Genomic DNA, 20,652 nt, shown 5'->3' with positions numbered 1-20,652 from the left:
CGCCGTCGCGGCGAAGGGCGGCCGCATCGAGCCGTATTGCGGGCCGCTCGTTGCCCGTCGCCGGAACACCCCGGCGCGCCTTCAAGCGCCGCGCGAATCGGCTGGGCCGGGCAGCGCCGCAAGCACCTCTTCCGACGAGCGGACGAGCCCGAGCCTTGGGAAAATATATTCCACCGATGCCCGATGCTGCTCGGCGGCGACGCAACTCATCGCATCCTCTACCAGCACGAGCGCATAACCGTGCTCAAAGGCGGCGCGTGCGGTCGATTCGACCCCGACGTTGGTCGACACGCCACCCAGCACGATCGTGCGAACACCGCGCCGGCGCAACTGCAAATCGAGTTCCGTGCCGTGGAACGCGCCCCATTGACGTTTGGTGATCAGGATATCGCTTGGGCTCGTTTCGAGCTCCGCGGGGAAGTCCCACCAGTTGGCAGGCAGGCCGCCGTCCATAGGCGTGGGTCGATCGACGGGCTGTTTCAGCGCGTCGCCGAAGTCGGCGCTCCAGCCTACGCGTACGAGCACGACCGGCGCTCCGATCCGGCGAAAGCGCTTGGCGAGCTTGGCGCCAGCCGTCAAGGCGGCTTCGCCGCTGCGTGGCGCCTTGCCGAAGCCGAGAATGCCCTGCTGAAGGTCGATCAGCACGAGCGCGGTGGTATGGGGATCCAGGTTCTGCAGCATGTTGGCCTCGGTTGAACGAATGGACGCGAGCCTGTATTGTGAGGCTCGACTCACATTTAATATATGAGGATGACCTCACAAAAGTCAAGTCATTCGGCGCCGGCCGAGGCCTCGGCACCCAAAGCACCGGCCCGCGCCCGCGGGCGGGCACGGGTGGCGCGTCTGCTCGAAGCGGCAAGCGTCGAGTTCGCGGAGAAGGGGTACGAAGCGGCGACCATGACGGCCATCGCGGCGCGCGCCGAGTCGTCGATCGGTTCGCTTTATCAGTTTTTTCCCACAAAGGAACAGATCGCCGCCGCACTGATGGAGCAGTACACGAGTGCGCTCGTCGATGCACTGGACGCGCTGCGCGCACTCGCGTCGGGCGGCGACGCCGCATCGCTCGCCGCCCGGCTCACCACCCTCTTCGCGCGATTCCGCACCGAGCATCCGGCGTTCGTCGTGCTCGTCGACGCCGCGGACCTCGCGCTGCCCGCCGCGCAAGCGATACGTCTCCGAATACGCGGTTCGATCGAAGCGATGATCGCGGCACTGGCGCCTGGGTTGCCGGCCGCCGCGCTCGCCGTGCGAGCAGCCGTCGTCCAGCATCTGATGAAAACGGCGGTCGCCATGAGATTCGATGCATCGATAGCCGATCGCGAAGCCGCCCTTCGCGATCTCGAACACTTGCTGCTCCACTATCTGGGCGATTGCGCGCAAGAAGGCACGAGGCGGTACACCGACGCCTCCGACGGTAAGCCCGCGAAATAATTGTGAAGCGGCCTGTTATGGTGCTTGCGCCGCGATTGGCATAGCCTTCATAAGCGCCCCGTCTCGAAGGGGCCATTTGTCATGAAGGAGAATCATCGTGCGATGGCGAAACGCTTCGCTTGCGCTCCTGGCGACGGCGGCGGTCTGCCTGAGCGGCACCGCCCAGGCGGCGCATTGGAACGTCGGCGTTTTCCTCGGTCCACCGGCCCCGATCTACCCCGTTCCGGTCGTACCCGCGCCGTACTACTACGCGCCGTATCCACCGCCCTACCCGGTGTATCCCCCGCCCTACTATGCGCCGCCGGTCGTCATCGAGCCGGCCCAGCCCGATGTTTACATCGAACGTTCGCAGACGGCGGCACCGGGCACGCCCGCCACGAGCTCCGGCGGTACCTGGTGGTATTGCAGGGCCTCGAAGGCGTATTACCCCTATGTCAAGGAATGCCCGGGCGGCTGGCAGGAAACGCCTGCGACGCCGCCCGCGCCGAAACGCTGATATGAGCGACCAGAGAACCACGCTTCGCGCCGGCGCGAGGGCGCGCATCGCGGCTGCGGCCCCGGCCGCCGCCCTGCTCGCCGCGCTCGCCGGTTGTACCGTCATGCCGTCCGGCCCGAGTGTCATGGCGCTGCCGGGCACCGGCAAGACCTTCGACCAATTCCGCGCGGACGACGCATCGTGCCGCCAGTACGCGCTCGCACAGGTCGGCGGCGTCAGCGCCGGCCAGGCCGCGACGTCGAGCGCCGTCGGCAGCGCCGCCCTCGGCACCGCCGTGGGCGCGGCGGCCGGCGCCGCGTTCGGCGGCGGGCAAGGTGCCGCAATCGGCGCGGGCGCGGGGCTGCTCACGGGCAGCGCCATTGGTGCCGGCACCGCGCAGGCCTCGGGCTACGGCATCCAGCGACGCTACGACTACGCCTACATCCAGTGCATGTACGCGGCCGGCGAACGCGTGCCGGTGCCGGCCAACGCCGTCAACGCGTATCGCCAGTCGTTCGACGAGCAGCCGGCCCGCGGCGCCACGCCGCCTCCGCCGCCCCCGCCCGGATACTGACCGCTGCGGCTCCGTGCGCCGCGCCCATCGGCGCCCAGTCAGGGGGGCTCGCGTCGGCCCGCTGGGCGAGCGAGACGTCAAGCGTGCCGTCGAGCGCCATCCGCACCGCACCCCGCGACACGTCTCGCCGGTACCCGTACAAGTCGAAACGCAGGGTCGGAGAGCTCGTATCGCGAATCAGCGCGCGCGCGTTGACGACGAGCGAATCGAACATCTTCACGTCGCCGCCTTCGATCCATACGTAGCTCGGGCCGGCGCCGGCGGGCGGGTGCGAGAGCGCGACGGACGGTTGCCGTCGAAACTTCAATACGAGGCCTTCATCGGTCACGCTCGCGCGTTCGAGTTCGCCCATCAGTGCGGGCGGTGGAAAGACCGTGTATTGATCGAACACGAGGCGGTTGCCGTCGAGGCGCGCGCCTTTGCGATCGAACGGCGTCAGCGACGAAAGCTGCACGCCGAGCGCTCGCAGCAATCCGGCCTGAGGGACGCCGAGCACCTCCACGCGCGTCGGCGTATAGGCGATATGGCGCCCGTCGAGCACCTCGATGCCGCCGCTCAGGGCAAGCGGCATCCATACCCCCGGAAAGCGATTCCAGAGCTTTACGCCACCATTGACCTGGAGCTGGCCCTCGTGCGCGACCAGCTCGATGCCGTTGAGCGAGCGCGGTGCGTAATCGAGCAGATACTCGTTGAAGAGCGCCGTCATTGCCGGCCAAGGCTCGATCACCTCGCCCGCGAGGATGCGTACGTCGTACTGGTTCGGATCGTCGAGGTCCACAGGCTCGCCCGCGCGCTTGGGCACCATCTGCGCATCGAGCGTGCGCACGTGAAAGCCGATGCGCCCCGCGACGAAATAATCGACGTTTTCGATGTGCACGCGCGTGGGGCCACCCGTGGGACCTCGTTCGGCGCGCGCGTCAGCCGGTTCGGCCGCCTGCGCCTGCTCCTTCGTGGATGAAGCGGCGGCTGCCGGCACCTCGGCGGTCGATGCGCGCCATTGGGCGCGCGCAGCGGCCAGCGCGCGCTGCTGGCGACGCAAGAGTGCGTCGTTGAACTGTGCGCGAGCCGAACCCTGGAGGCTCGTGCGCTCGTTCGCGCCGGCAAGCGCGGCGGCCGAAGGTACGTGCACGGTCAATGCCCCGCGTTCGTCGAAGGTCATGAACCCGGCGGCCAGTTGCTCGCGATACCGGTAGAGATCGAACCGAAATGGCTCATCGGCCATGAACGGCTCGAGCGGCACAAGCGCGAGGTCGATGTTCATCGGCATCGAGCGCATGAACTTCACGTCGCCGCCCACGAGCAGCATGCCGCGCGCAGGCATGTGCGAGGGCCAGTCGATGCCTTGGAGCGTGCCGTCGTCGAGCGCGAGCGCCACGCCCGCGCTCGTCACGTTCACGGCCGCCACCGTCATGTCGAGCGCGGGCGGCGGCATCAAGAGCGAGGCACGCATCACCACGTCGTCGCCCGCGAGTTGCGCAAGCGGGGTGCGAATCGTCAGCAGATCGGCCATGCGCACATGTGCGGCGCGCATCAGCGCATCGGCCGCCACGCCAGCCACGCTCACGTGCGTCGCATGAAAAATCAGCGTATCGGGGCCGCGCGAGCGATCGGTCGCGAGCGTCCCCATGAGCTCGATCGGGACCCATGCGCCGCGCCACATCTCACCCGAGATGCGCAGCGTGCCGGCCTGAGGCGTCACGCGCAAGCGTCGCAGCGGCGAGCCGCGATAGCCGAAGAGGTAGCGGTCGAAGACGGCGGTGAGCCGCGCCGCATCGAGCACGACCTCGCCGCGATGCACGCGGATCGTCACACTGGCCGGATCGTCGAAGACGATCGGCACGCCGTCGTGCGCCGGCGCAAGCGTTGCGGCCATCGTTCGAATCTCGAAGCCGAGCTCGCCCGTCACACGGAAATCGACATCGCGCGCGAAGAGCAGCGTCGCATCGATGCCCGAATCGCGCAGCGTGAACGGCCGCGTACGCGCGAGCGTCATGCCGCCGGCCGACGGCAAGCGCATCGCGATGGCACGCTCGATCTCGAGCGCGCGCGCCTTGTCGGCCTCGAGCCGCGGCAAGTGCGCACCGGGCGCCGCCGGCATATCCGCCGCGGCGCTGCAGCCGGCCAGCACCGCGACGAGCGCCGCCGCGGCGGCCCCTGCCCAGCGGCGCGCCGACGCATGGCGCACGCGCGCCGCCGGGCGCGAAGGGCCCTGATATCGTCCGAGCATCATGCCTCCCCCGGCGGCCTTCGTCGCATCGTGTCGGCGGGCATGGATCGGCGTAATGCACCAGAGCACCAGAGCACCAGAGCACCGGAGCACCGGCTCCTGCCAACAGGGCAATGCGGGGCCGCTCGTCAAATGATCTCGACTCGATTGTCTTGTGTTGCACCCCCGAATGCCGACAGCTTTTCGTAGAGGCTCCTTACCAAACAGACGCCACGCCGAAGGGCTGCGTACGCCCGCACGCGCGGCTCGGACGTTCAAACACCGCGCGAGCCGGTCATTTCGCCGGATGCGCCGTGGCCCACTGCTTGAGTGCGTCGAGCGTATTGCGCACGTGCTGGTCCGGCGACAGCGACGTGTACTCGTAGACGATCGTGCCGTCGGGCGCGATCACGTACGAAACGCGGTTCGCCATCTTCTTGCTGGCGAGCGGCATGGCAGCGTCGTAGGCTTCGACGATGTGCCCGCTCCCGTCCGCGGCAACGGGAAACTTGCTGCGGCATTCGCTGACCGAAAACCTCGCGAGCGTGCCGATGTCGTCACGCGAGACGCCGATCACCGTCGCGCCATACCGCTTGTACTCGTCGACGGCCTCGGCGAACTCGTGCGCTTCGATCGTGCAGCCCTTGGTGAACGCCGCCGGGTAAAAATAAAGCACGACGGGGCCGCGCTTGAGCGCATCGGCCAGCGAATACCGGAACGTCTTGCCACCGAGCGATGCGTCGGTCGTGAACGCCGGCGCCTTGTCGCCGGGCTTCAGTACCGCGGCGGCGTCGAGCGTCCATGTGCCCAGGCAGAGCGCGAGCGCCAACGCGGGCGCAATACGTGTCATCGTTCGCTTCATATCGCTTCCTCGATGTCGGTTCGATGAGAAGACGGAACGGCCACACTTCCACCGCCGGCTCCGCCCGATGGAAAACGGTCTTATTGAAGCACGGGCCCGACGATGGTGCAGCGCCGCGCGCAAGCCGGCGCAATCGCACCGTCACGACGCGGGACGAGCGTCGAACCAGTCCGCGGCGAGCAGCGTGAGTTCAGCGAGCAACGCGGGAGTGAACATCGCCAACTCGCCATGTTGAACCGCGGCTGCCTCGACGGCGGCTTGCGCGCGCCCCGCGTCGGCGGCGTCGGCGGCCTCGGCGATCTTCAGCAGCGCACCGAGCAACCCGGTGCCGTGGCTGATCGCATCGCCGATCTCGGGCACGAGCCCGAGCCGGTGCAGCGTATCGGCGGGTGTCGACTCACCGAACAGCACGTGCACGAGCGACAAAATACCCGTCATGAACGCGATATCGATGAAGCGCTCGTCGCCGGGCCGCAGACGGCTCGCGGCCAGCTCCATGAAGCGGGAACGCGTGCCCGCCAGTTGCACGAGCGGGTCCGAGCGCCAGGGCAGCCCCGAGGCAGACGCATAAAGCAGCAGTTGCGCCCACCGGGCGATCTGCCGCGTGCCGGCCGCGAGTATGGCTTCGCGCACCGAGGCAATGCGCCGCGCGAACCCGTAGGCGCTCGAATTGACGAGTCTCAGCAACTGCATGACGACGGGCGGATTGCGTTTGAGCTCGGCCTCGAGCTCGGCGAACGGCGCGTCGCCCGCGATCAAGGCGAGCACGCGCAAGAGCGATTGCCGGGACGGCTCGCTGCGGCGCGCTCTCAATACTTGCGGCCGGGCAAAGAAATAGCCCTGGAACAGTTCGAAGCCGAGTTCGCTCGCGAGTCCGAAGTCCTCCCGAGTTTCGATTTTCTCCGCAACGAGCGTCTTGCCGCAGCGGCGCACCTGCCTGGCGATGGCCGGCAAGGCCGCGCGTTCGGCCAAAACGAAATCGACTTTGACGATATCGACCTGAGGCAGCGCGGTACACACGCGCTCGCTGATCTCCCCAACATCGTCGAGCGCGATCTGGAATCCCGCGCGGCGCAGCGAGGCAAGCCGCTCGACGACTGTGGCGTCGAGCGGCACGGTCTCGAGCACTTCGAGGACGAAGCGCTCGGGCGGCAGCAAAAGCAGCGCATCGTCGAACAGCAGCGAGCCGCCCACGTTGACATACCCCCGATGCGGGCCGAGCGCCGCAGCCACGCCAACGCCGCCGATCGTGCTCGCGACGACGTGCGCGGTCGCCTGCGCGTCGTCCGCGACGCGCGCTTCGTTGCGGCGCCCCGAGCGGAACAACAGCTCATAGGCCTTCAGCGCGCCGTCGCGCGCGACGATCGGCTGGCGTCCGATGTAGACGTAGGACGCCTCGTGCGAGGCGCGTGCGGCACCCCGGTTCGCGCGCACGGAAAGGCTATCGGGCATGGGTTCGTCGGTTCGCTTCGGTTGGCATTGACACGGATATCGGCAGCAAGTGCGGCGCCCGCGCCGACAGGCGGCACATTGGGCCGCGAACGACTCTTTACCCCTCGGCCACCCTCGTTGCCAGCGACGCGCTGCCGCGGCTCGTCCGCATTCTCTCAAAAATTGGGCAGGATGCGCGCATAAATCGGGCCGGATCCCACAATGAGCTTAGCGCTAAAGAAATCGGTCCCAGAGCCGATAATGCGCCTGATGGGAGGCAATAGCGAGCGGTCCGACGAGTGCCGCAGCCTTTTCGCCGGACGCGCGTGCGGCCGTTCGATCTCAGTCAGCGAGAACCAATGGAAGGAAACATCATCAGCACGCCTCGCCGTGGCGCGTGGCGCGCCGCAATCGATCTGCTGTGGCGCCGCGGCGGCTCCAGCGCGCGCGGCAGCGCAACCTGCGCGGGCGACGCGCTTGCGGCCGAGCTCGAACGGCTCGTCGGTGCCGTCGATTTTCTCGCGCATGTGGATGCGCAATTGCGCTTTCTCTATGTATCCGAGGCGAGCCTGCGCTTCGTCGGCTACCGGCGCGAATATCTGCAGGCGGTGACGCTGCACGAGCTCGTGGCCGCGGGCGAGACGGCGGAACTCGACGCGCTTGTCGCCAAAGCGGCGGCGAGCGGCCGCGTGGAACGGGCAACGCTGCATCTGATGAAGTCGCTGACTTATCCGATTCCGGTCGAGCTGCGCGTCGTCCCGAGCATGCACGACGGCATCCCGGGCTTCGCGGTCTCGGCGTTCGACGTTGCCAACTGGCGGGCTGCCGAAGAGCGGCTCACGTACGAACTCCACAACGACCGCATGACGGGCCTCGCCAACGGCACGGCGCTCGCCAGCGCGCTCAAGCGCGCGCAGGAATACGCGGACGCCGAGGGCACCGGCGCCGCCTTGCTGCTCATCGATCTGGACGACTACCAGCGCGTGAACCGGGCACTGGGCTACGACGCGGGCGATGCACTGCTGCGCGACACGGCGCAGCGGCTTTCCGGCCTCGTCTCGTCCGACGAGATGCTGGCCCGGGTGACGAGCGACGAGTTCGCGATCCTCGTGCGGTGCGGCACGCGCGATCATGCCGCCGCGGCCGCCGAGGCGCTCGCGCGCCGTCTCATGACGGCCATCCAACAGCCGTATTCGTTCAACGGGCAACCAGTGCATCTGTCGACGAGCGTGGGTATTGCGCTCTATCCCGCCCCGGGCGAAGACGGCTGGCCCGGCCATCACGAACAGTTCATGCGCCGCGCGGACCACGCACTGGCCCAGGCCAAGGCATCGGGCAGCAATGCCATCGCGTTTCACACGCCCGATGCCGACCCGGCCGACGCGGAACGCCTGAAGCTCGAGGCGGACCTCTACGACGGCGTGCGCAACGGTGAGTTCGCACTTCACTTTCAGCCCATTACAAGCAGCCACACGGGCGGCGTCGTGGGTGTAGAAGCGCTCATCCGCTGGCACCACCCGGTACACGGACTCGTCCCACCATCGACGTTCATACCGCTCGCCGAATCGATCGGGCTCATCAACTATCTGGGCAACTGGGTGCTCAAGGTCGCCTGCATGCAGCTTGTCCAATGGGATGCCCAAGACATCGCGTTGCAGTACGTGGCCGTGAACGTGTCGCCTCAGCAGTTCCGCGATCCGCGCTTCACGCAAAACGTGCGGGAAGCGCTCGATCTGACCGGCGTGAACCCGCGCCGGCTCGTGCTCGAGATCACGGAAAGCCTGCTCATGCAAGACCCGGCGCATGCCAAGACGCTGCTCGAGGAACTCACGGCCGCCGGCATCCGCTTCGCCGTCGACGATTTCGGCACCGGATACTCGAGTCTTGCGTACTTGCAACGGTTTCCCCTCGCCAAGCTAAAGATCGACCGCAGTTTCGTCGAGAACCTGATAACCTCACGCAACGACCAGGCGATCGTCTCGGCCGTCGTGGGGCTGGCGCGAACGCTCGATCTCGAGCTCGTGGCGGAAGGAGTGGAAACGGAAGCTCAACGGCAGCTCCTGACGCAGATGGGCTGCGGCCACATCCAGGGCTGGCTCGTGTGCAAGGCGCTGCCTTCCGAGGAGCTCGCGCAGCGGTTCGCCAGCCGCGCGCTGCGCCTGCACGAGGTCGAGGCGGCAGCCTGAGGCTGCTCGACAATACAGACATGCATATGGTTTTGACGGATTCCACATGGTGAAGGTGGCGCTGCTCGATAAGCTTTGGGCCCAAATGAGCGAGCGCGGCGACTTTCCGATGCTTTCGCAATCGTTGCGCACAGCCGTGGCTGCCATGAAGAATGACGACCTCGATTTCACGGCGCTCGTGCAGGTCGTGCTGTCGGACTTCGCGCTGACGCAGAAAGTGCTGCGCCTTGCAAACTCGGCCATGTACATGGCGTTCGGCGGCAACATCACCACCGTCACACGCGCGCTGATGGTGCTCGGCATGGACGCCGTCGGCCACCTCGTGGTCGGTTTGAAGCTCGTCGATCACTTCCATCAGAGCGCACCGCACCGCATCGATGCCAAGGTGGAGCTCAACCGCACACTGCTCTCGGGCAGCGTCGCGCGCAAGCTGACCGCGCAAACCGATCTGCGCGCGGGCGAGGAAGCCGTCGTCTGCACGCTGATGCGGCAAGTGGGCAAGCTGCTCGTGGTCTGTTATCTCGAAGAGGAATGGGAGCAGATCCGCCGCAAGGCCGGCCAGGGAGCACTCGACGAAACGCAGGCGTGCGTCGCCGTGCTCGGTGTGAGCTTCGAGGAAATCGGCCTGGAGGCCGCCTCTCGCTGGCGCCTGCCCGAAACGATCCGTATCGGCATGGGCACCTACGAGCCCGATGCCGATGCGCAGCAATCGGCGCAATGGCTGCGCGCGGTAACGAATTTTTCCACCGAAGTGGCCGACGTTCTCACCGCGCCCGATGCGCCCGCGCAGGCCATCGAGGCCAAGCTCGCAAGCGTGGCCCAGCGCTACTGCGCCGCACTCACGACGGATCCCGAAACGCTCGTCGCGATGAGCGTCGCGCTCGCACGCGAGGAAGCGGGCGAAGGCGTCGTGCGCGAGATCGCCGAGTTGCGCGCGAACGCCGATGCGATCGCGCGCGCGAGCATCAGCCCGGAGGCGCGCATCGCGGCGGGCCTCGAGGATTTGCGCGCGCTGCCCTCCGAGAACGCGCTCGCGCCCGTCCTCTCGCTGGCCTCGGAAACGGTGCTCGCGGGCCTCGGCTTTGCGCACACGGTCGTCTTCGTACGCCAGGCGTCAGGGCTTTTCAAGGCCCGGCTCGGCCTCGGGCGCGACATCGAGCGTGTGCTGCCGACACTATGGTTCAAGGAAGCGTTCGAGCCCGACGTCTTCCATCTCGCGATCGCCAATTCGGTCGGCATCTTCATCGAGAACGCGCGCGATCCGAAGATGGTGGCGCGATTGCCGACATGGTTCCGTGACGCCTTCTCGGACGCACGCTCGTTCGTGCTGCTGCCCGTGGTCGCCCATCAGTCCACGGTCGCGCTCATCTATGGCGACTGGTGCCATGGCGGCGAAGCGCGCAAAATCTCGCAGGCTCAAATGAGTGCGTTGAACGAGCTTGCGCGCGAGCTCGGCCGGTTCTTCGCGCACGCGCCCGCCCGAGAAGTGGAAACGCTCTGATCGAACCGCTTCGCGTCAGCAGACACGCCCGCTATTCAACGAATCCGACAGCGCACGTCGCCCGATAATGGCCGTGCGCTGTCCCTGCTCTACGCCTTGCTCGCCGCATGCGCCCGCCGGGGCGGCCGCTACACCGCACTCATAGGCGGGCCCATCGGTTTTCGACACATCGCAGGTCGCTGATCGACAGTTATTGCTCAAATCGCGGCTGTAAAACCAAATAACGGGAATAACCGGGAAAATCAAGCCAGAGCGACAATCCATATCGAGGGATAGAATTCAGGAGCACTGCCCTACCAGGAATATAGGTTACACTGCCGCATAGCACGCCTGAACGCGAGGCCTATCATGCTCGAACCAGCCGCACACAGCACAACCGCCAGAAGCTGGCAGCGGGTCCGAAGCATCATGGCCGAACTGCAGTCGAACCCCGATTTTTCGACCTCGGGGGAAGATCAATACCTGACGCTATTAAACAGAAACAATAAATATAAATATAAAGGCGATCTTTCGCTCCTCCACAAAATATGGAGCAACTCCAATAGCACCTCCAGCTTCTTCGACTGGCTTTCCAAAAGGCGGGCAAAGCAGAATTGGCGGCGCGGAAAGGCAATCGCTCGCCGCCTGACCGCAGGCAATTTCGAAGGAGGGCTGGATCTCTCCGATGCCTACTACCTCGAAAAACTCGATGAACAGCACCGCTACGGGGAGTGGCTCAGCGCACTGCATAGCGCCTGGAAAATCATGCCCGGTTCGCTGAATTTCTTCGACTGGCTCGCCACAGACACCGCGTCGGAAGTAATGACTTTAATTATTGATGAAATACCGCAAGAAGCCCGCCACAAAAAGATCGATTATTACGACGCAGCCCGCAGAGAGAATCTGTTAACATCGTTCGACGGAAACAAGATCACATCCCCATATCTCGCCAGCCTATCCAATAAAAACAAGGAAGGCAGCGGGAACGAGAGCAATCTTGAGTTGATGTTCGCAATGGACGAGGAAAATCGGATCTATACGTTACACAAGACCCCTCTCCTCCATCATCACACATCATTATTATCCGGAGGATCTGTCAGATCAGCAGGTTATTTCGAAATGAACAGCGATGGGGAGTTGATTAAGGTTTCAAACGAAAGCGGCCACTACAAACCTGGCGAACCGCATTTGATCGCCATTCTGGAGGAACTCATAAGCCGCAATGTCGATCTCAGCGGGGTCCGGGTAAAGATAATGTCGGCCCATGCCTCCGCAAAAGAATACAATGCGCTGGAATGGCTCATGCAGCCAGAATCGGATGATCCTTTCGAAATCGGTGAAGACGACTTGGCCATGCTCGCCATGCCTCTGCATAGATGACATGCGCCGCGACCCCGTCGTCCCAGCCCCGTTTACTCGTCCACCCGTTCAAGCCCGGCGTTTTCGCCATGCTGTTCGGCCGTGCTTGCCCATGCGGCAGCCGCAATCGCGAGTTCCGCGAGTTCGGTCGACGTGAGCGGCGCCAGCGTTTCGGCCGTCTTGTCGAGCGCGGCCCAATCGGCCTGCTCGATCGCGACGATCGCGTCGAGCAACGTGCCGAGCAGCCCCTCGCGGCGTGCGATCGCCGCGCGAATGTGCGTGGCAAGCCCCAGTGCTTCCAGCGTCGAATCGAGCGAACCGCCGAACACGGCATCGACGAGCGAGAAGACCCCGGTCAGAAAGGCCCCGTCGATTACCTTGCGGTTCGCGTGGGCAAGCCGCGCGGACGCCATTTCCATGAAACGCGCGCGCGTGGCGGCCATCTGTACGAGCGGATCGTCTTCGAGACGCACCTTGCGTCCATCTGCGTAGAGCAGCAGTTGCGTCCAGCGCGCGATGCGGTTCGTACCGGTCGCGTTGATCGCGTCGCGCAATGTCGCCACCTTGCGTCCGATGCTTCCCTCGCCGGAATTCGCGAGGCGCATGATATGCATCACGAGAATCGGATTGAGCTTGAGCTCCGCTTCCAGCTGCGCCACGCTCGGGTCCGAGGCGAGCAGCCGCAGGAGGTTCAGGAGCGCCTGCCGCGGCGCGCTCGCGCGCCGGGTGCCCTGCTGTTGCGCGCGCGCGAAGAAATAGCCCTGGAATACGTCGAAATGCGCGGCCTTGGCGCGCTCGAACATCTCTTGCGAATTGACGCCCAGCGCGATGAGAATCTTGCCGGCCGATTTCAGCGCGGTGGCAAGCTTGACGAGAAACTCGGGATCCACGGCTGCGACGTCGATCTTGACCGCGTACGCATAGGGCAGCAGCTTGCCGAACGTGGCATCGGGCTGTGCCACGCTGTCGATGACGAAGCGGTAGCGCTTGGCATGCAGCAGCACGAGGCGTGCGATCAGTTCGGCGTCGGCGGTAATGTCCCGCGGCAGTTCGAGGAAGAAGCGATCGGGCGCGATGCGCGAAAGATCGTCGGAAAAGAGAAGCGCCCGTGTCGTATTGAGGTAGCCCCGATGGCCCCCAAGCGCGGCGTACACGCCCGGTGCGGCCAGCATGTCGAGCGTGGCGCGGATTGCCGCAGCACTGGCGTCGGGCCCATCGGCCTCGGGCTCATCGATGGGCGAGTGGCGCGCGATCAGTTCGTAGCCGCATAGCAGCCCTTCGGCATCCACGAGCGGCTGCCGCACCGGATGCCCCGCCGCGGGCTGGCCCTCGGACGAAGGCGTTTCGGTGCCGGCCGCGTGACGCGCCGCCGTATCGTGAGTAAGGTCCATCAACGCCCCTCTCGTTCGCTTGCTTGTTGTTATTGCATCTGGCGCGCAATGCACCAGCCCCGTGTGGTGGTCAGTCGGGGCGATTATACGATGACGCCCACGCCCTCCGATAGCGCAAGATGGCCGGGCCGCAAACGATTGCCGAACGGGGAAACCATACGGGCACGCCGCCCGCACCGGCTTGCGGGCCAGGGCGGCGCACCTGTGCGCCTGCGCTCGCCGCTTACTTGAGCACGACCTTCACATTGAAATACCTGGCGGCGATGCGCTCGATCGTGCCGTCGGCCTTTAGCTCGCGCAACGCCTGGTCGAGCGCCGCCTTGAGCGCCTTGTCGCCTTTGCGCACGCCATAGCCCACGCCCGAGCCGAGCAGCGTATCGTCGGCGACGGTCGGCCCCGCGAATGCGAAGCCGGCGCCTTGCGGACGCTTCAGAAAGCCCTTGGCGGCCGCCTCCGAGTCCTGGAACGACGCGTCGAGCCGGCCGGCGACGAGGTCGGCATACGCCTGGTCCTGCGTCTGGTAGGAAACGACGTCGACACCGGCCGGCGCCCATTTCGCCTTTGCGTAAGATTCCTGAATGGTTCCTTGCAATACGCCCACACGCTTGCCCTTGAGCGAGGCCGGATTCGGCATCAGACCGCTGCCCTGCTTCGCGACGAGTTGATTCGGAATCGAGTAAATGGGATCGGTGAAGTCGACGGCCCGCTTGCGCTGGGCGGTAATCGTCATATCCGAATTGATCGCGTCGAACTTGCGCGCGGCGAGCGCGGGGATAAGCCCGTCGAAGTCGTTCTCGACCCATACGCACTTCGCTTTGAGCTTCGCGCAGACGGCGTTGCCGACATCGATATCGAAGCCTTCGAGCTGACCGCTCGGAGATTTCGATTCGAACGGGGCATACGCGGCTTCGACGCCGAAGCGAATTTCCTTCAGTTCGGCAGCACTGGCGCTACCCGCAGCCATCAGTGCGGCCACGGCAAGCATCCATGCGCGGATTCGCGAGTGCAATTTCATCGGAGGCAGATCCTTTGAGAGTTGAAACGAGGGCGAGGCCCGATGCGCATCGTCGATGCGCCAAAATCCGCGTTCAAACACGCGCGGCTGGTCTTGTGCGGCGCACCAGACGAAATGGACCGGCATTGTATGCCGCGCGGGGCCAGCGGCATACAGGAATCACCCGAGAAAAAGATCCGATGAAGCGGGGCGCGCGGCTGCCGGAAGACGCAAGTCGGCGTCGCCCGGCCGCAAGTCCGGCGAGTGCGCGGCGCGGGCCTTCGCCCGTGCGCTTCGCCTGCGTCTCCGTCTCCGTGCGCCTTATGGTCGCGCCCGCGCGAGCGCCTGTGCCGCAGCAGATGCTTCGCGGCGCGCGGCGGTGTCGAGTTCGGGACCGTAAAGCGTCTTCTCGACGACGATCGTTTCGATGTCGTCAATGCCGACGAAACGCAGCCACGCATCGAGAAACGGCTGCTGAAAATCGAAGCGCTCCGCCGGGGTCATCGACTGACGGCCGTAATCGAGTCCACGCGCATAGACGACGACGGCACGCTTGCCCTGCAAAAGGCCGCCGAACCCCTGTGCCGGATCGAACGTGAAAAGCACGTCCTTTTGCGACACGGCGTCGATGAAATGCTTCAGCTTGTAGGGGATCGAGAAATTCCAAAGCGGGACCGAGAAGAGCAGCGTCTCGGCCTCGTGCAGCGGCGCGGCCAGCGCGCGTATGCCGTCCCATGCCGCCTCCTGCGCGGCGCTGAGCGGCGCACCCGACAGGCCCGCGTATTTCGCGTCGAGCGCCGCGCCGTCGAACTCGGGCAACGCGGCCTGCCAAAGATCGAGCGAAGCGACGTGTGCCGCCGAATGAGCCTGGCGGTAAGCCTCGACGAACGCCCGCGCAACCTCGAGCGATGCGGAGCGCGCTTTGCGCGGAGAAGCTTCGATGTGCAGCAGCTTGGCCATGGAGTGGCTCCTGAGCGGTTGTAGGCGCACCATCTCAACACAGCAACGGCGAAAATGAAAACGAAGTATTCTGCACGTATTCATTACGAATCAAACTGAATGACCATGTTCGATACCGTGCTGCTGCGCTCGTTCGTGACCGTCGCGCAAGAGGGCAGCTTCACGCGCGCGGCGGCACGGCTGCATTTGACGCAATCGGCGATCAGCGCGCATCTGCGCCGGCTCGAGCAGCAGGCCGGCAAAGCGCTGCTTGCACGCACGACGCGTTCGGTGTCGCTCACGCCGGACGGCGAAATGCTGCTCGGCTACGCGCGCGCGATTCTTTCGCTGAACCGGGATGCGCAAACACGCTTGCACCGCACGCCGGCGGACGGTTCGTTGCGCATCGGCATGTCGGAAGATTTCGCGCACGTGCGCGTGATGGAGCGGCTGCACGGATTCGGTCTGCGCCATCCCGAACTCGCGTTCGAGGTGACGATCGGCATCCCTGGTTTGCTGCTGCAGGCGATGGACCGCGGCGAGCTGGACGTCGTGCTTGGCGGGCGTTGCCGCGACGACCGGGCCGGGCGTGAATTGTGGCGCGAGCCGCTCGTCTGGGCCGCGGCCGATTGGCTCGCGGTGGACGCGGCGCTGCCCGTACCGCTTGCCGTTTTCCCCGAGCCTTGCCCCTATCGCGAAGCGGCGCTCGCCGCGCTCGCGCAAGCGGGCGTCGAAAGTCGGATTGCCGTCGTGTGCGCGAGCAGCAACGGGCTTGTCGCCGCCGTGCGCGCCGGGCTCGCCATCGCGCCGATGCCCGCCAGCCGCATCGAGGCAGGCCTGCGCAGCGTCGAGCCGCCATCGGGGCTGCCCGCGCTGCCCGACGTGGAGTTCGCGCTATTCGGCGGCACGAGCGCGAATGCGAATGCGCTCGTCGAGGAACTGAGCGCCGAGGCGAAGCGCGATCTGGCTTGAGGGGCCTGTTCGCGCGTGGGCGCGCGGCCGTATCTCGTTGACCCATATCAATCACGGCCGATGCGCCGGCTTCCACAATCGATCACGTCGGCTCGAACGATCGACAGGAGGCAGACATGAACTGGCTGGCCGAGTACTTCGCCCAACGCGCGGGCCCGCTCACCCTTTCGCTCTGGGCTCGTCCGCCGCTTGCGATCGGCCCGGACGGGCCTGCCGCGCAGCCGGCGTACGCACTGCGCTATCCGGGTGCGACGCTTCGATTGACACCGGCGGCCGTGGTCGAACATGACGGGCGCCGTTATCTGTTGCCCGCCCACTATGACACCGCCGCCGCACTGATCACGGATGTCGAGGGTCCCGTGCCCCGTGCGCCGGCGCCCTCGTTCTTCACGCGGATATCGATCTACGCGCCGTCGATGTTCAACCCGGATTTTCTCGTCACGGTCAACGACGTCTTTTCGTTCGTGCCCGTATTTTCCGATGACGGCAGCCCGGGGTTTTCCGGCACGGCGATCGACCGGTCGCACGAGGCTGCCGGCAGGCCGCAACTGGCTTTGCCCTGGAGCTTCGAGGGCTATATCAGCATTTGAAGCGCGCAACCGCTGGAGTCTGCCATGATCGAACGCACCGACGCTGCGCCCTTCACACCGATCGTCTGGTTCGAGCAGTTGCGGCGCGACGATGTCGCGCGCGTCGGCGGCAAGAACGCCTCCCTTGGCGAGATGGTTGCCACCCTCGCCGGCGAAGGTGTCAACGTTCCGCCCGGGTTCGCGACGACCGCCGACGCCTACTGGCGCTTCATCGATGAAAATGGCCTGCGCGCGACGATCGACGAGGCCATCGCCAATCTTGCGGCGGGCAAGCGTTCGCTCGCCGAAACCGGAGAGACGATTCGCCGCGCGATCCTCACGGGCGAATGGCCCGTGCCGGTCGCCGACGCGATACGCGACGCATACCGGCAGCTGTGCCGACGCACTTCCGGCGGCGGCACACAGGCCGATGTCGAGATCGACGTCGCGGTACGCTCGAGCGCGACCGCGGAGGATTTACCCGACGCGAGTTTCGCGGGACAGCAGGAGACCTACCTCAATGTGCGCGGCGAGCGCGCGTTGATCGCCGCCTGCCGGCGTTGCTACGCGTCGCTCTTCACCGATCGCGCGATCAGCTACCGCGAGGCCAAGGGATTCGATCACACGAAAGTGGCGCTGTCGATCGGCGTACAGCGGATGGTACGCGCGGACCTCGGCGGCGCCGGCGTGATGTTCTCGATCGATACCGAGACGGGCTTCGAGAAAATCGTCGTCATCGACGCATCGTGGGGACTCGGCGAAAACGTCGTGCAGGGCATGGTCGATCCCGACGAATACGAAGTCTTCAAACCCTTGTTGGAAGACCCGGCGTGCGTGCCGATCATCGAGAAAAAGCGCGGCGAGAAAGCGCGCAAGATGATTTACGCAGCAAGCTCCGATCAGCCGACACGCAATGTGCCGACATCGAAGGCCGAGCGCGCCGCATTCGTGCTCGCCGACGACGAGATTCTGGCGCTCGCGCGCATGGCCTGCACCATCGAGCGCCATTACGGGCGACCGATGGACATCGAGTGGGCCAAGGACGGGATCACGAACGAGCTCTTCATCGTGCAGGCCCGGCCGGAGACCGTACAGTCGCGCCGTGCCGCCAGCGCCGTGCAGACCTACCGGCTCGAACACGCGGGACGCCGGCTGCTTTCCGGCGTCGCGGTGGGCGAGGCCATCGCTAGCGGGCCGGTCCGCGTGATAGAAAGTCCGCGCGAGGCGCAACGCTTCGTCGATGGCGCGATCCTCGTCACGCATACGACCGATCCGGACTGGCTGCCGCTCATGCGTCGGGCTTCGGCAATCGTCACCGATCACGGCGGGCGAACCTCGCACGCGGCGATCGTCAGCCGTGAGCTGGGCCTTCCTGCCGTCGTCGGCACAGGCAATGCCACCGACGTGCTGCACGACGAACAGGAGGTGACGGTCTGTTGCGCGCAAGGCAGCGAGGGCTTCATCTACGAGGGACAGGCGGCCTACACGGTCGAGGAGATCGATTTCGCCGGCTTGCCCGCCACGCGCACGCAGGTGATGCTCAATCTCGGCAATCCGGCCGCCGCGCTGCGCTGGTGGCGGCTGCCGGCCGACGGCGTCGGGCTGGCACGCATGGAGTTCGTAATCGGCAACGACGTCAAGATCCACCCCATGGCGCTCGCGCACTACGACGCGCTCGCCGACGCCGACGCGCGGCACGCGATCGACACGCTGACAGCCGGCTACGCCGATCGCTGCGACTATTTCGTGCAACGCCTCGCCCGCGGGCTCGCACGCATCGCAGCCGTGCAGCATCCGCACCCGGTGATCGTGCGCATGAGCGACTTCAAGACGAACGAGTACGCCAACCTGATCGGCGGTGCGCAATTCGAGCCGAAAGAGGAAAACCCGATGCTGGGGTTCCGGGGTGCATCGCGCTACGACTCGCCGCGCTACCGCGACGGCTTCGCGCTCGAATGCCGAGCGATCGATCGCCTGCGCCGCACGCTCGGCTTCACGAACGTGATCGTGATGATCCCCTTCTGCCGCTCGACGAAGGAGGCTGACCGCGTGCTGGCGGCAATGGCGGAGCACGGCTTGCGGCGCGCAGAAGACGGCCTGCAGGTCTACGTGATGTGCGAGATCCCGTCGAACGTGATTCTGGCCGAGGCTTTCGCGGCACGCTTCGACAGATTCTCGATCGGCAGCAACGATCTGACCCAGCTCACGCTCGGTGTCGACCGCGACGCAGCCGAGCTCGCGCCGCTCTTCGACGAAGAGGACGATGCGGTGAAATGGATGATTGCGCACGTCATCGAGGCCGCTCACCGGGCCAAAGCGAAGGTGGGCTTATGCGGCCAGGCTCCGAGCGATCGGCCGGCGTTTGCGTCGTTTCTCGTGGCCGAGGGTATCGATTCGGTCTCCGTCACGCCGGACAGTTTCGTCGCCGTCAAACGGCGCATCGCCGAAGCCGAAGCCGCATCGGCAGCCGCCGCCTCATGATGCCTCGGATGCCTCGGATGCCTCGCGGCATCGGTCAGCCGCGGGGCTTCCGGCGGGCGACGTTCAGCATGCGAGCGCAAACGCCTGCCGCATGACAGGCCGCGTGTCCGTGGGCGGAAACACGCGCCAGCAGCCATCGTCGTGGCGGAACAGAAACAGGGCGAGCGGGCCGCGCGAAGCCGGGCCTTCCACACACACGTAGCGCCGCCCGGTAGCGGCCACGCGACCGATGCGGATAACGCGGGCCGGCGCATCCGCTGTGGGAGCAAGCCACTTGTCCACGAGGGCGTGAAGCGAAATCTTTTCGTCGTTCATGGCATCGACTCCTTCGACCGACTCTTGACCGCACCGGCACCGCAAATCTTCATTCCCAGCGCCGTTAAGTACAGTATCGGCAGCGGCACGCCATTCTGAAATCAGCGCGCGCCGAGATTCGCGTCAATCGATACCTCGCCTTGTCAGCGCCCCCCTACACCGGATTCGTCCGTACCCCGCCAGGCGCGTTGATGTCCGTCAAGCGCGATCGGGCAGGCAAGCCTATCCTGGTGAAAGACGAAGCGCATGGCGGAGGAACCATGGCATTCGGTATCGGAAAAACCCTGACTGCAGCCCTGCTCTTCGGCTGCTGCGCGCTCTCGCTGGCCGCGCCGCCCCAGGCGCCCGGCCAGGGCGGCGTAGCGGGGCCGCCGCATGGCGAAGCGGGCAGGCCGGGCCCCGGCCTGCAGGGCGGAGCGATGCAGCGGGCGCCGGGCGTCGGCGCGCCGCAGCCAAGCCCCGCGCCGCCGGCCATGTCGCCGGCCACGCCACGCCCCCAACCCGGCGTTGCCCCAGGCGTATCCCCGGGTATCGCGCCGCGCCCGCCCGGTGCCGGCCCGCGCCAACCGGCCGGTGTTCCTCATCAACCACCTGTCGCGCCCCATCAGCCGGGAAACTTCGTATCGCCGCCGGGAAGGCCCGCGGCTGCGCCCTGGCATGGCGACATCGGCCGCTTCGGCGAGCACGACATTCGCGTATGGCAAAGCGGCCGGTGGCATCACGGCCCGCATCGCGGACGCCCTGGCTGGTGGTGGATCGTCGGCGGGGTGTGGTACTTCTACCCTGGCCCCGTCTATCCGTACCCCGACCCGTATGTACCGCCGTACGTCGTGGCGCCGCCGCCCGGTGTGACGTATTGGTATTACTGCCCGTATTACGGCCAGTACTATCCGTACGGCGCGACCTGCCCCGGCGGCTGGCAAGCCATCGCGGCGATGCGCTGACTCCGCGATAAGGCACGCCGAGTCCGAGCCGACGCCTGAGCCC

The 20,652-nt window shown here is 66.0% G+C and carries 18 protein-coding genes; 10 read left to right on the top strand and 8 right to left on the bottom strand.

Annotated features, from left to right (window positions below; all coding sequences use genetic code 11):
- Positions 1–81: 81 nt before the first annotated feature.
- Positions 82–681: a hydrolase gene (locus tag U0034_RS16650; RefSeq protein ID WP_085226886.1), complete on the bottom strand. Its 600-nt coding sequence runs from the start codon at positions 679–681 to the stop codon at positions 82–84.
- Between the two features lie 153 nt (positions 682–834).
- Between U0034_RS16650 and U0034_RS16645 the strand changes: the two genes are divergently transcribed.
- The 3 genes from U0034_RS16645 (at position 835) to U0034_RS16635 (ending at position 2,480) form a co-directional block, all read left to right on the top strand.
- Entirely contained in the window at positions 835–1,431 is a 597-nt protein-coding gene (locus tag U0034_RS16645; protein ID WP_233211794.1) for a TetR/AcrR family transcriptional regulator, read from the top strand.
- Between the two features lie 97 nt (positions 1,432–1,528).
- Positions 1,529–1,927 carry a hypothetical protein gene (locus tag U0034_RS16640; protein ID WP_085226882.1) on the top strand — a complete coding sequence of 133 codons (399 nt, stop codon included), beginning with the start codon at positions 1,529–1,531 and terminating at the stop codon, positions 1,925–1,927.
- Position 1,928: 1 nt separating this feature from the next.
- Positions 1,929–2,480 (top strand): YMGG-like glycine zipper-containing protein, encoded by a 552-nt coding sequence (locus U0034_RS16635; RefSeq protein WP_386092087.1) that lies wholly within the window; start codon positions 1,929–1,931, stop codon positions 2,478–2,480.
- Here U0034_RS16635 and U0034_RS16630 read toward each other — a convergent pair.
- The 3 genes from U0034_RS16630 to U0034_RS16620 all read right to left on the bottom strand — a co-directional run bounded on the left by U0034_RS16630 (position 2,401) and on the right by U0034_RS16620 (position 7,000).
- Positions 2,401–4,710 carry a hypothetical protein gene (locus U0034_RS16630; RefSeq protein ID WP_102622842.1) on the bottom strand — a complete coding sequence of 770 codons (2,310 nt, stop codon included), beginning with the start codon at positions 4,708–4,710 and terminating at the stop codon, positions 2,401–2,403. The two genes, U0034_RS16635 and U0034_RS16630, sit on opposite strands and share 80 nt — an antisense overlap.
- Before the next feature lie 271 nt (positions 4,711–4,981).
- Positions 4,982–5,536, bottom strand: a complete 555-nt coding sequence (locus U0034_RS16625; RefSeq protein ID WP_386092256.1) for a peroxiredoxin — start codon at positions 5,534–5,536, stop codon at positions 4,982–4,984.
- Positions 5,537–5,689: 153 nt separating this feature from the next.
- A complete protein-coding gene (locus U0034_RS16620) occupies positions 5,690–7,000 on the bottom strand; it encodes an EAL and HDOD domain-containing protein (protein ID WP_085226878.1) in 1,311 nt (436 codons plus the stop codon).
- A gap of 338 nt (positions 7,001–7,338) precedes the next feature.
- Here U0034_RS16620 and U0034_RS16615 point away from each other — a divergent pair, with 338 nt between their 5' ends.
- The 3 genes from U0034_RS16615 (at position 7,339) to U0034_RS16605 (ending at position 12,025) form a co-directional block, all read left to right on the top strand.
- Positions 7,339–9,165: a putative bifunctional diguanylate cyclase/phosphodiesterase gene (locus U0034_RS16615; protein WP_085226876.1), complete on the top strand. Its 1,827-nt coding sequence runs from the start codon at positions 7,339–7,341 to the stop codon at positions 9,163–9,165.
- A gap of 46 nt (positions 9,166–9,211) precedes the next feature.
- Positions 9,212–10,666, top strand: a complete 1,455-nt coding sequence (locus tag U0034_RS16610) for an HDOD domain-containing protein (RefSeq protein WP_085226874.1) — start codon at positions 9,212–9,214, stop codon at positions 10,664–10,666.
- A gap of 408 nt (positions 10,667–11,074) precedes the next feature.
- Complete coding sequence (locus U0034_RS16605; RefSeq protein WP_102622843.1) at positions 11,075–12,025, top strand: hypothetical protein; 951 nt, start codon at positions 11,075–11,077, stop codon at positions 12,023–12,025.
- 32 nt (positions 12,026–12,057) lie between these two features.
- On the opposite strand, the gene U0034_RS16600 is transcribed toward U0034_RS16605, so the two are convergent.
- From U0034_RS16600 to U0034_RS16590, 3 genes are all read right to left on the bottom strand, one after another.
- The gene (locus U0034_RS16600) at positions 12,058–13,395 is read right to left on the bottom strand and encodes an EAL and HDOD domain-containing protein (protein ID WP_085226870.1); all 1,338 of its coding nucleotides are present in this window, start codon (positions 13,393–13,395) and stop codon (positions 12,058–12,060) included.
- 223 nt (positions 13,396–13,618) lie between these two features.
- Positions 13,619–14,410: an ABC transporter substrate-binding protein gene (locus U0034_RS16595; protein ID WP_085227252.1), complete on the bottom strand. Its 792-nt coding sequence runs from the start codon at positions 14,408–14,410 to the stop codon at positions 13,619–13,621.
- Positions 14,411–14,710: 300 nt separating this feature from the next.
- Positions 14,711–15,349: an FMN-dependent NADH-azoreductase gene (locus U0034_RS16590; protein ID WP_085226868.1), complete on the bottom strand. Its 639-nt coding sequence runs from the start codon at positions 15,347–15,349 to the stop codon at positions 14,711–14,713.
- A gap of 105 nt (positions 15,350–15,454) precedes the next feature.
- Between U0034_RS16590 and U0034_RS16585 the strand changes: the two genes are divergently transcribed.
- The 3 genes from U0034_RS16585 (at position 15,455) to ppsA (ending at position 19,350) form a co-directional block, all read left to right on the top strand.
- Positions 15,455–16,300 carry a LysR substrate-binding domain-containing protein gene (locus U0034_RS16585; RefSeq protein ID WP_085226866.1) on the top strand — a complete coding sequence of 282 codons (846 nt, stop codon included), beginning with the start codon at positions 15,455–15,457 and terminating at the stop codon, positions 16,298–16,300.
- Positions 16,301–16,416: 116 nt separating this feature from the next.
- Positions 16,417–16,890, top strand: coding sequence for a hypothetical protein (locus tag U0034_RS16580; protein ID WP_085226863.1), 474 nt, complete (start codon positions 16,417–16,419; stop codon positions 16,888–16,890).
- Positions 16,891–16,914: 24 nt separating this feature from the next.
- A complete protein-coding gene (ppsA, locus tag U0034_RS16575; protein ID WP_085226861.1) occupies positions 16,915–19,350 on the top strand; it encodes a phosphoenolpyruvate synthase in 2,436 nt (811 codons plus the stop codon).
- Between the two features lie 63 nt (positions 19,351–19,413).
- On the opposite strand, the gene U0034_RS16570 is transcribed toward ppsA, so the two are convergent.
- Positions 19,414–19,665, bottom strand: a complete 252-nt coding sequence (locus U0034_RS16570) for a hypothetical protein (protein ID WP_085226859.1) — start codon at positions 19,663–19,665, stop codon at positions 19,414–19,416.
- Positions 19,666–19,925: 260 nt separating this feature from the next.
- Here U0034_RS16570 and U0034_RS16565 point away from each other — a divergent pair, with 260 nt between their 5' ends.
- Positions 19,926–20,609 carry a hypothetical protein gene (locus U0034_RS16565; RefSeq protein WP_249037212.1) on the top strand — a complete coding sequence of 228 codons (684 nt, stop codon included), beginning with the start codon at positions 19,926–19,928 and terminating at the stop codon, positions 20,607–20,609.
- Positions 20,610–20,652: the final 43 nt, after the last annotated feature.

This window comes from Trinickia caryophylli (assembly GCF_034424545.1).
Taxonomy (GTDB): Bacteria; Pseudomonadota; Gammaproteobacteria; order Burkholderiales; family Burkholderiaceae; genus Trinickia; species Trinickia caryophylli.
This window is presented reverse-complemented; position numbering and strand designations above follow the sequence as displayed.

Coding starts and splice junctions, on each gene's coding strand:
- U0034_RS16650 (WP_085226886.1), bottom strand. CDS start 681: ATGCTGCAGAACCTGGATCCCCATACCACCGCGCTCGTGCTGATCGAC.
- U0034_RS16635 (WP_386092087.1), top strand. CDS start 1,929: ATGAGCGACCAGAGAACCACGCTTCGCGCCGGCGCGAGGGCGCGCATC.
- U0034_RS16630 (WP_102622842.1), bottom strand. CDS start 4,710: ATGATGCTCGGACGATATCAGGGCCCTTCGCGCCCGGCGGCGCGCGTG.
- U0034_RS16625 (WP_386092256.1), bottom strand. CDS start 5,536: ATGACACGTATTGCGCCCGCGTTGGCGCTCGCGCTCTGCCTGGGCACA.
- U0034_RS16620 (WP_085226878.1), bottom strand. CDS start 7,000: ATGCCCGATAGCCTTTCCGTGCGCGCGAACCGGGGTGCCGCACGCGCC.
- U0034_RS16615 (WP_085226876.1), top strand. CDS start 7,339: ATGGAAGGAAACATCATCAGCACGCCTCGCCGTGGCGCGTGGCGCGCC.
- U0034_RS16610 (WP_085226874.1), top strand. CDS start 9,212: ATGGTGAAGGTGGCGCTGCTCGATAAGCTTTGGGCCCAAATGAGCGAG.
- U0034_RS16605 (WP_102622843.1), top strand. CDS start 11,075: ATGGCCGAACTGCAGTCGAACCCCGATTTTTCGACCTCGGGGGAAGAT.
- U0034_RS16600 (WP_085226870.1), bottom strand. CDS start 13,395: ATGGACCTTACTCACGATACGGCGGCGCGTCACGCGGCCGGCACCGAA.
- U0034_RS16595 (WP_085227252.1), bottom strand. CDS start 14,410: ATGAAATTGCACTCGCGAATCCGCGCATGGATGCTTGCCGTGGCCGCA.
- U0034_RS16590 (WP_085226868.1), bottom strand. CDS start 15,349: ATGGCCAAGCTGCTGCACATCGAAGCTTCTCCGCGCAAAGCGCGCTCC.
- U0034_RS16585 (WP_085226866.1), top strand. CDS start 15,455: ATGTTCGATACCGTGCTGCTGCGCTCGTTCGTGACCGTCGCGCAAGAG.
- U0034_RS16580 (WP_085226863.1), top strand. CDS start 16,417: ATGAACTGGCTGGCCGAGTACTTCGCCCAACGCGCGGGCCCGCTCACC.
- ppsA (WP_085226861.1), top strand. CDS start 16,915: ATGATCGAACGCACCGACGCTGCGCCCTTCACACCGATCGTCTGGTTC.
- U0034_RS16570 (WP_085226859.1), bottom strand. CDS start 19,665: ATGAACGACGAAAAGATTTCGCTTCACGCCCTCGTGGACAAGTGGCTT.
- U0034_RS16565 (WP_249037212.1), top strand. CDS start 19,926: ATGGCATTCGGTATCGGAAAAACCCTGACTGCAGCCCTGCTCTTCGGC.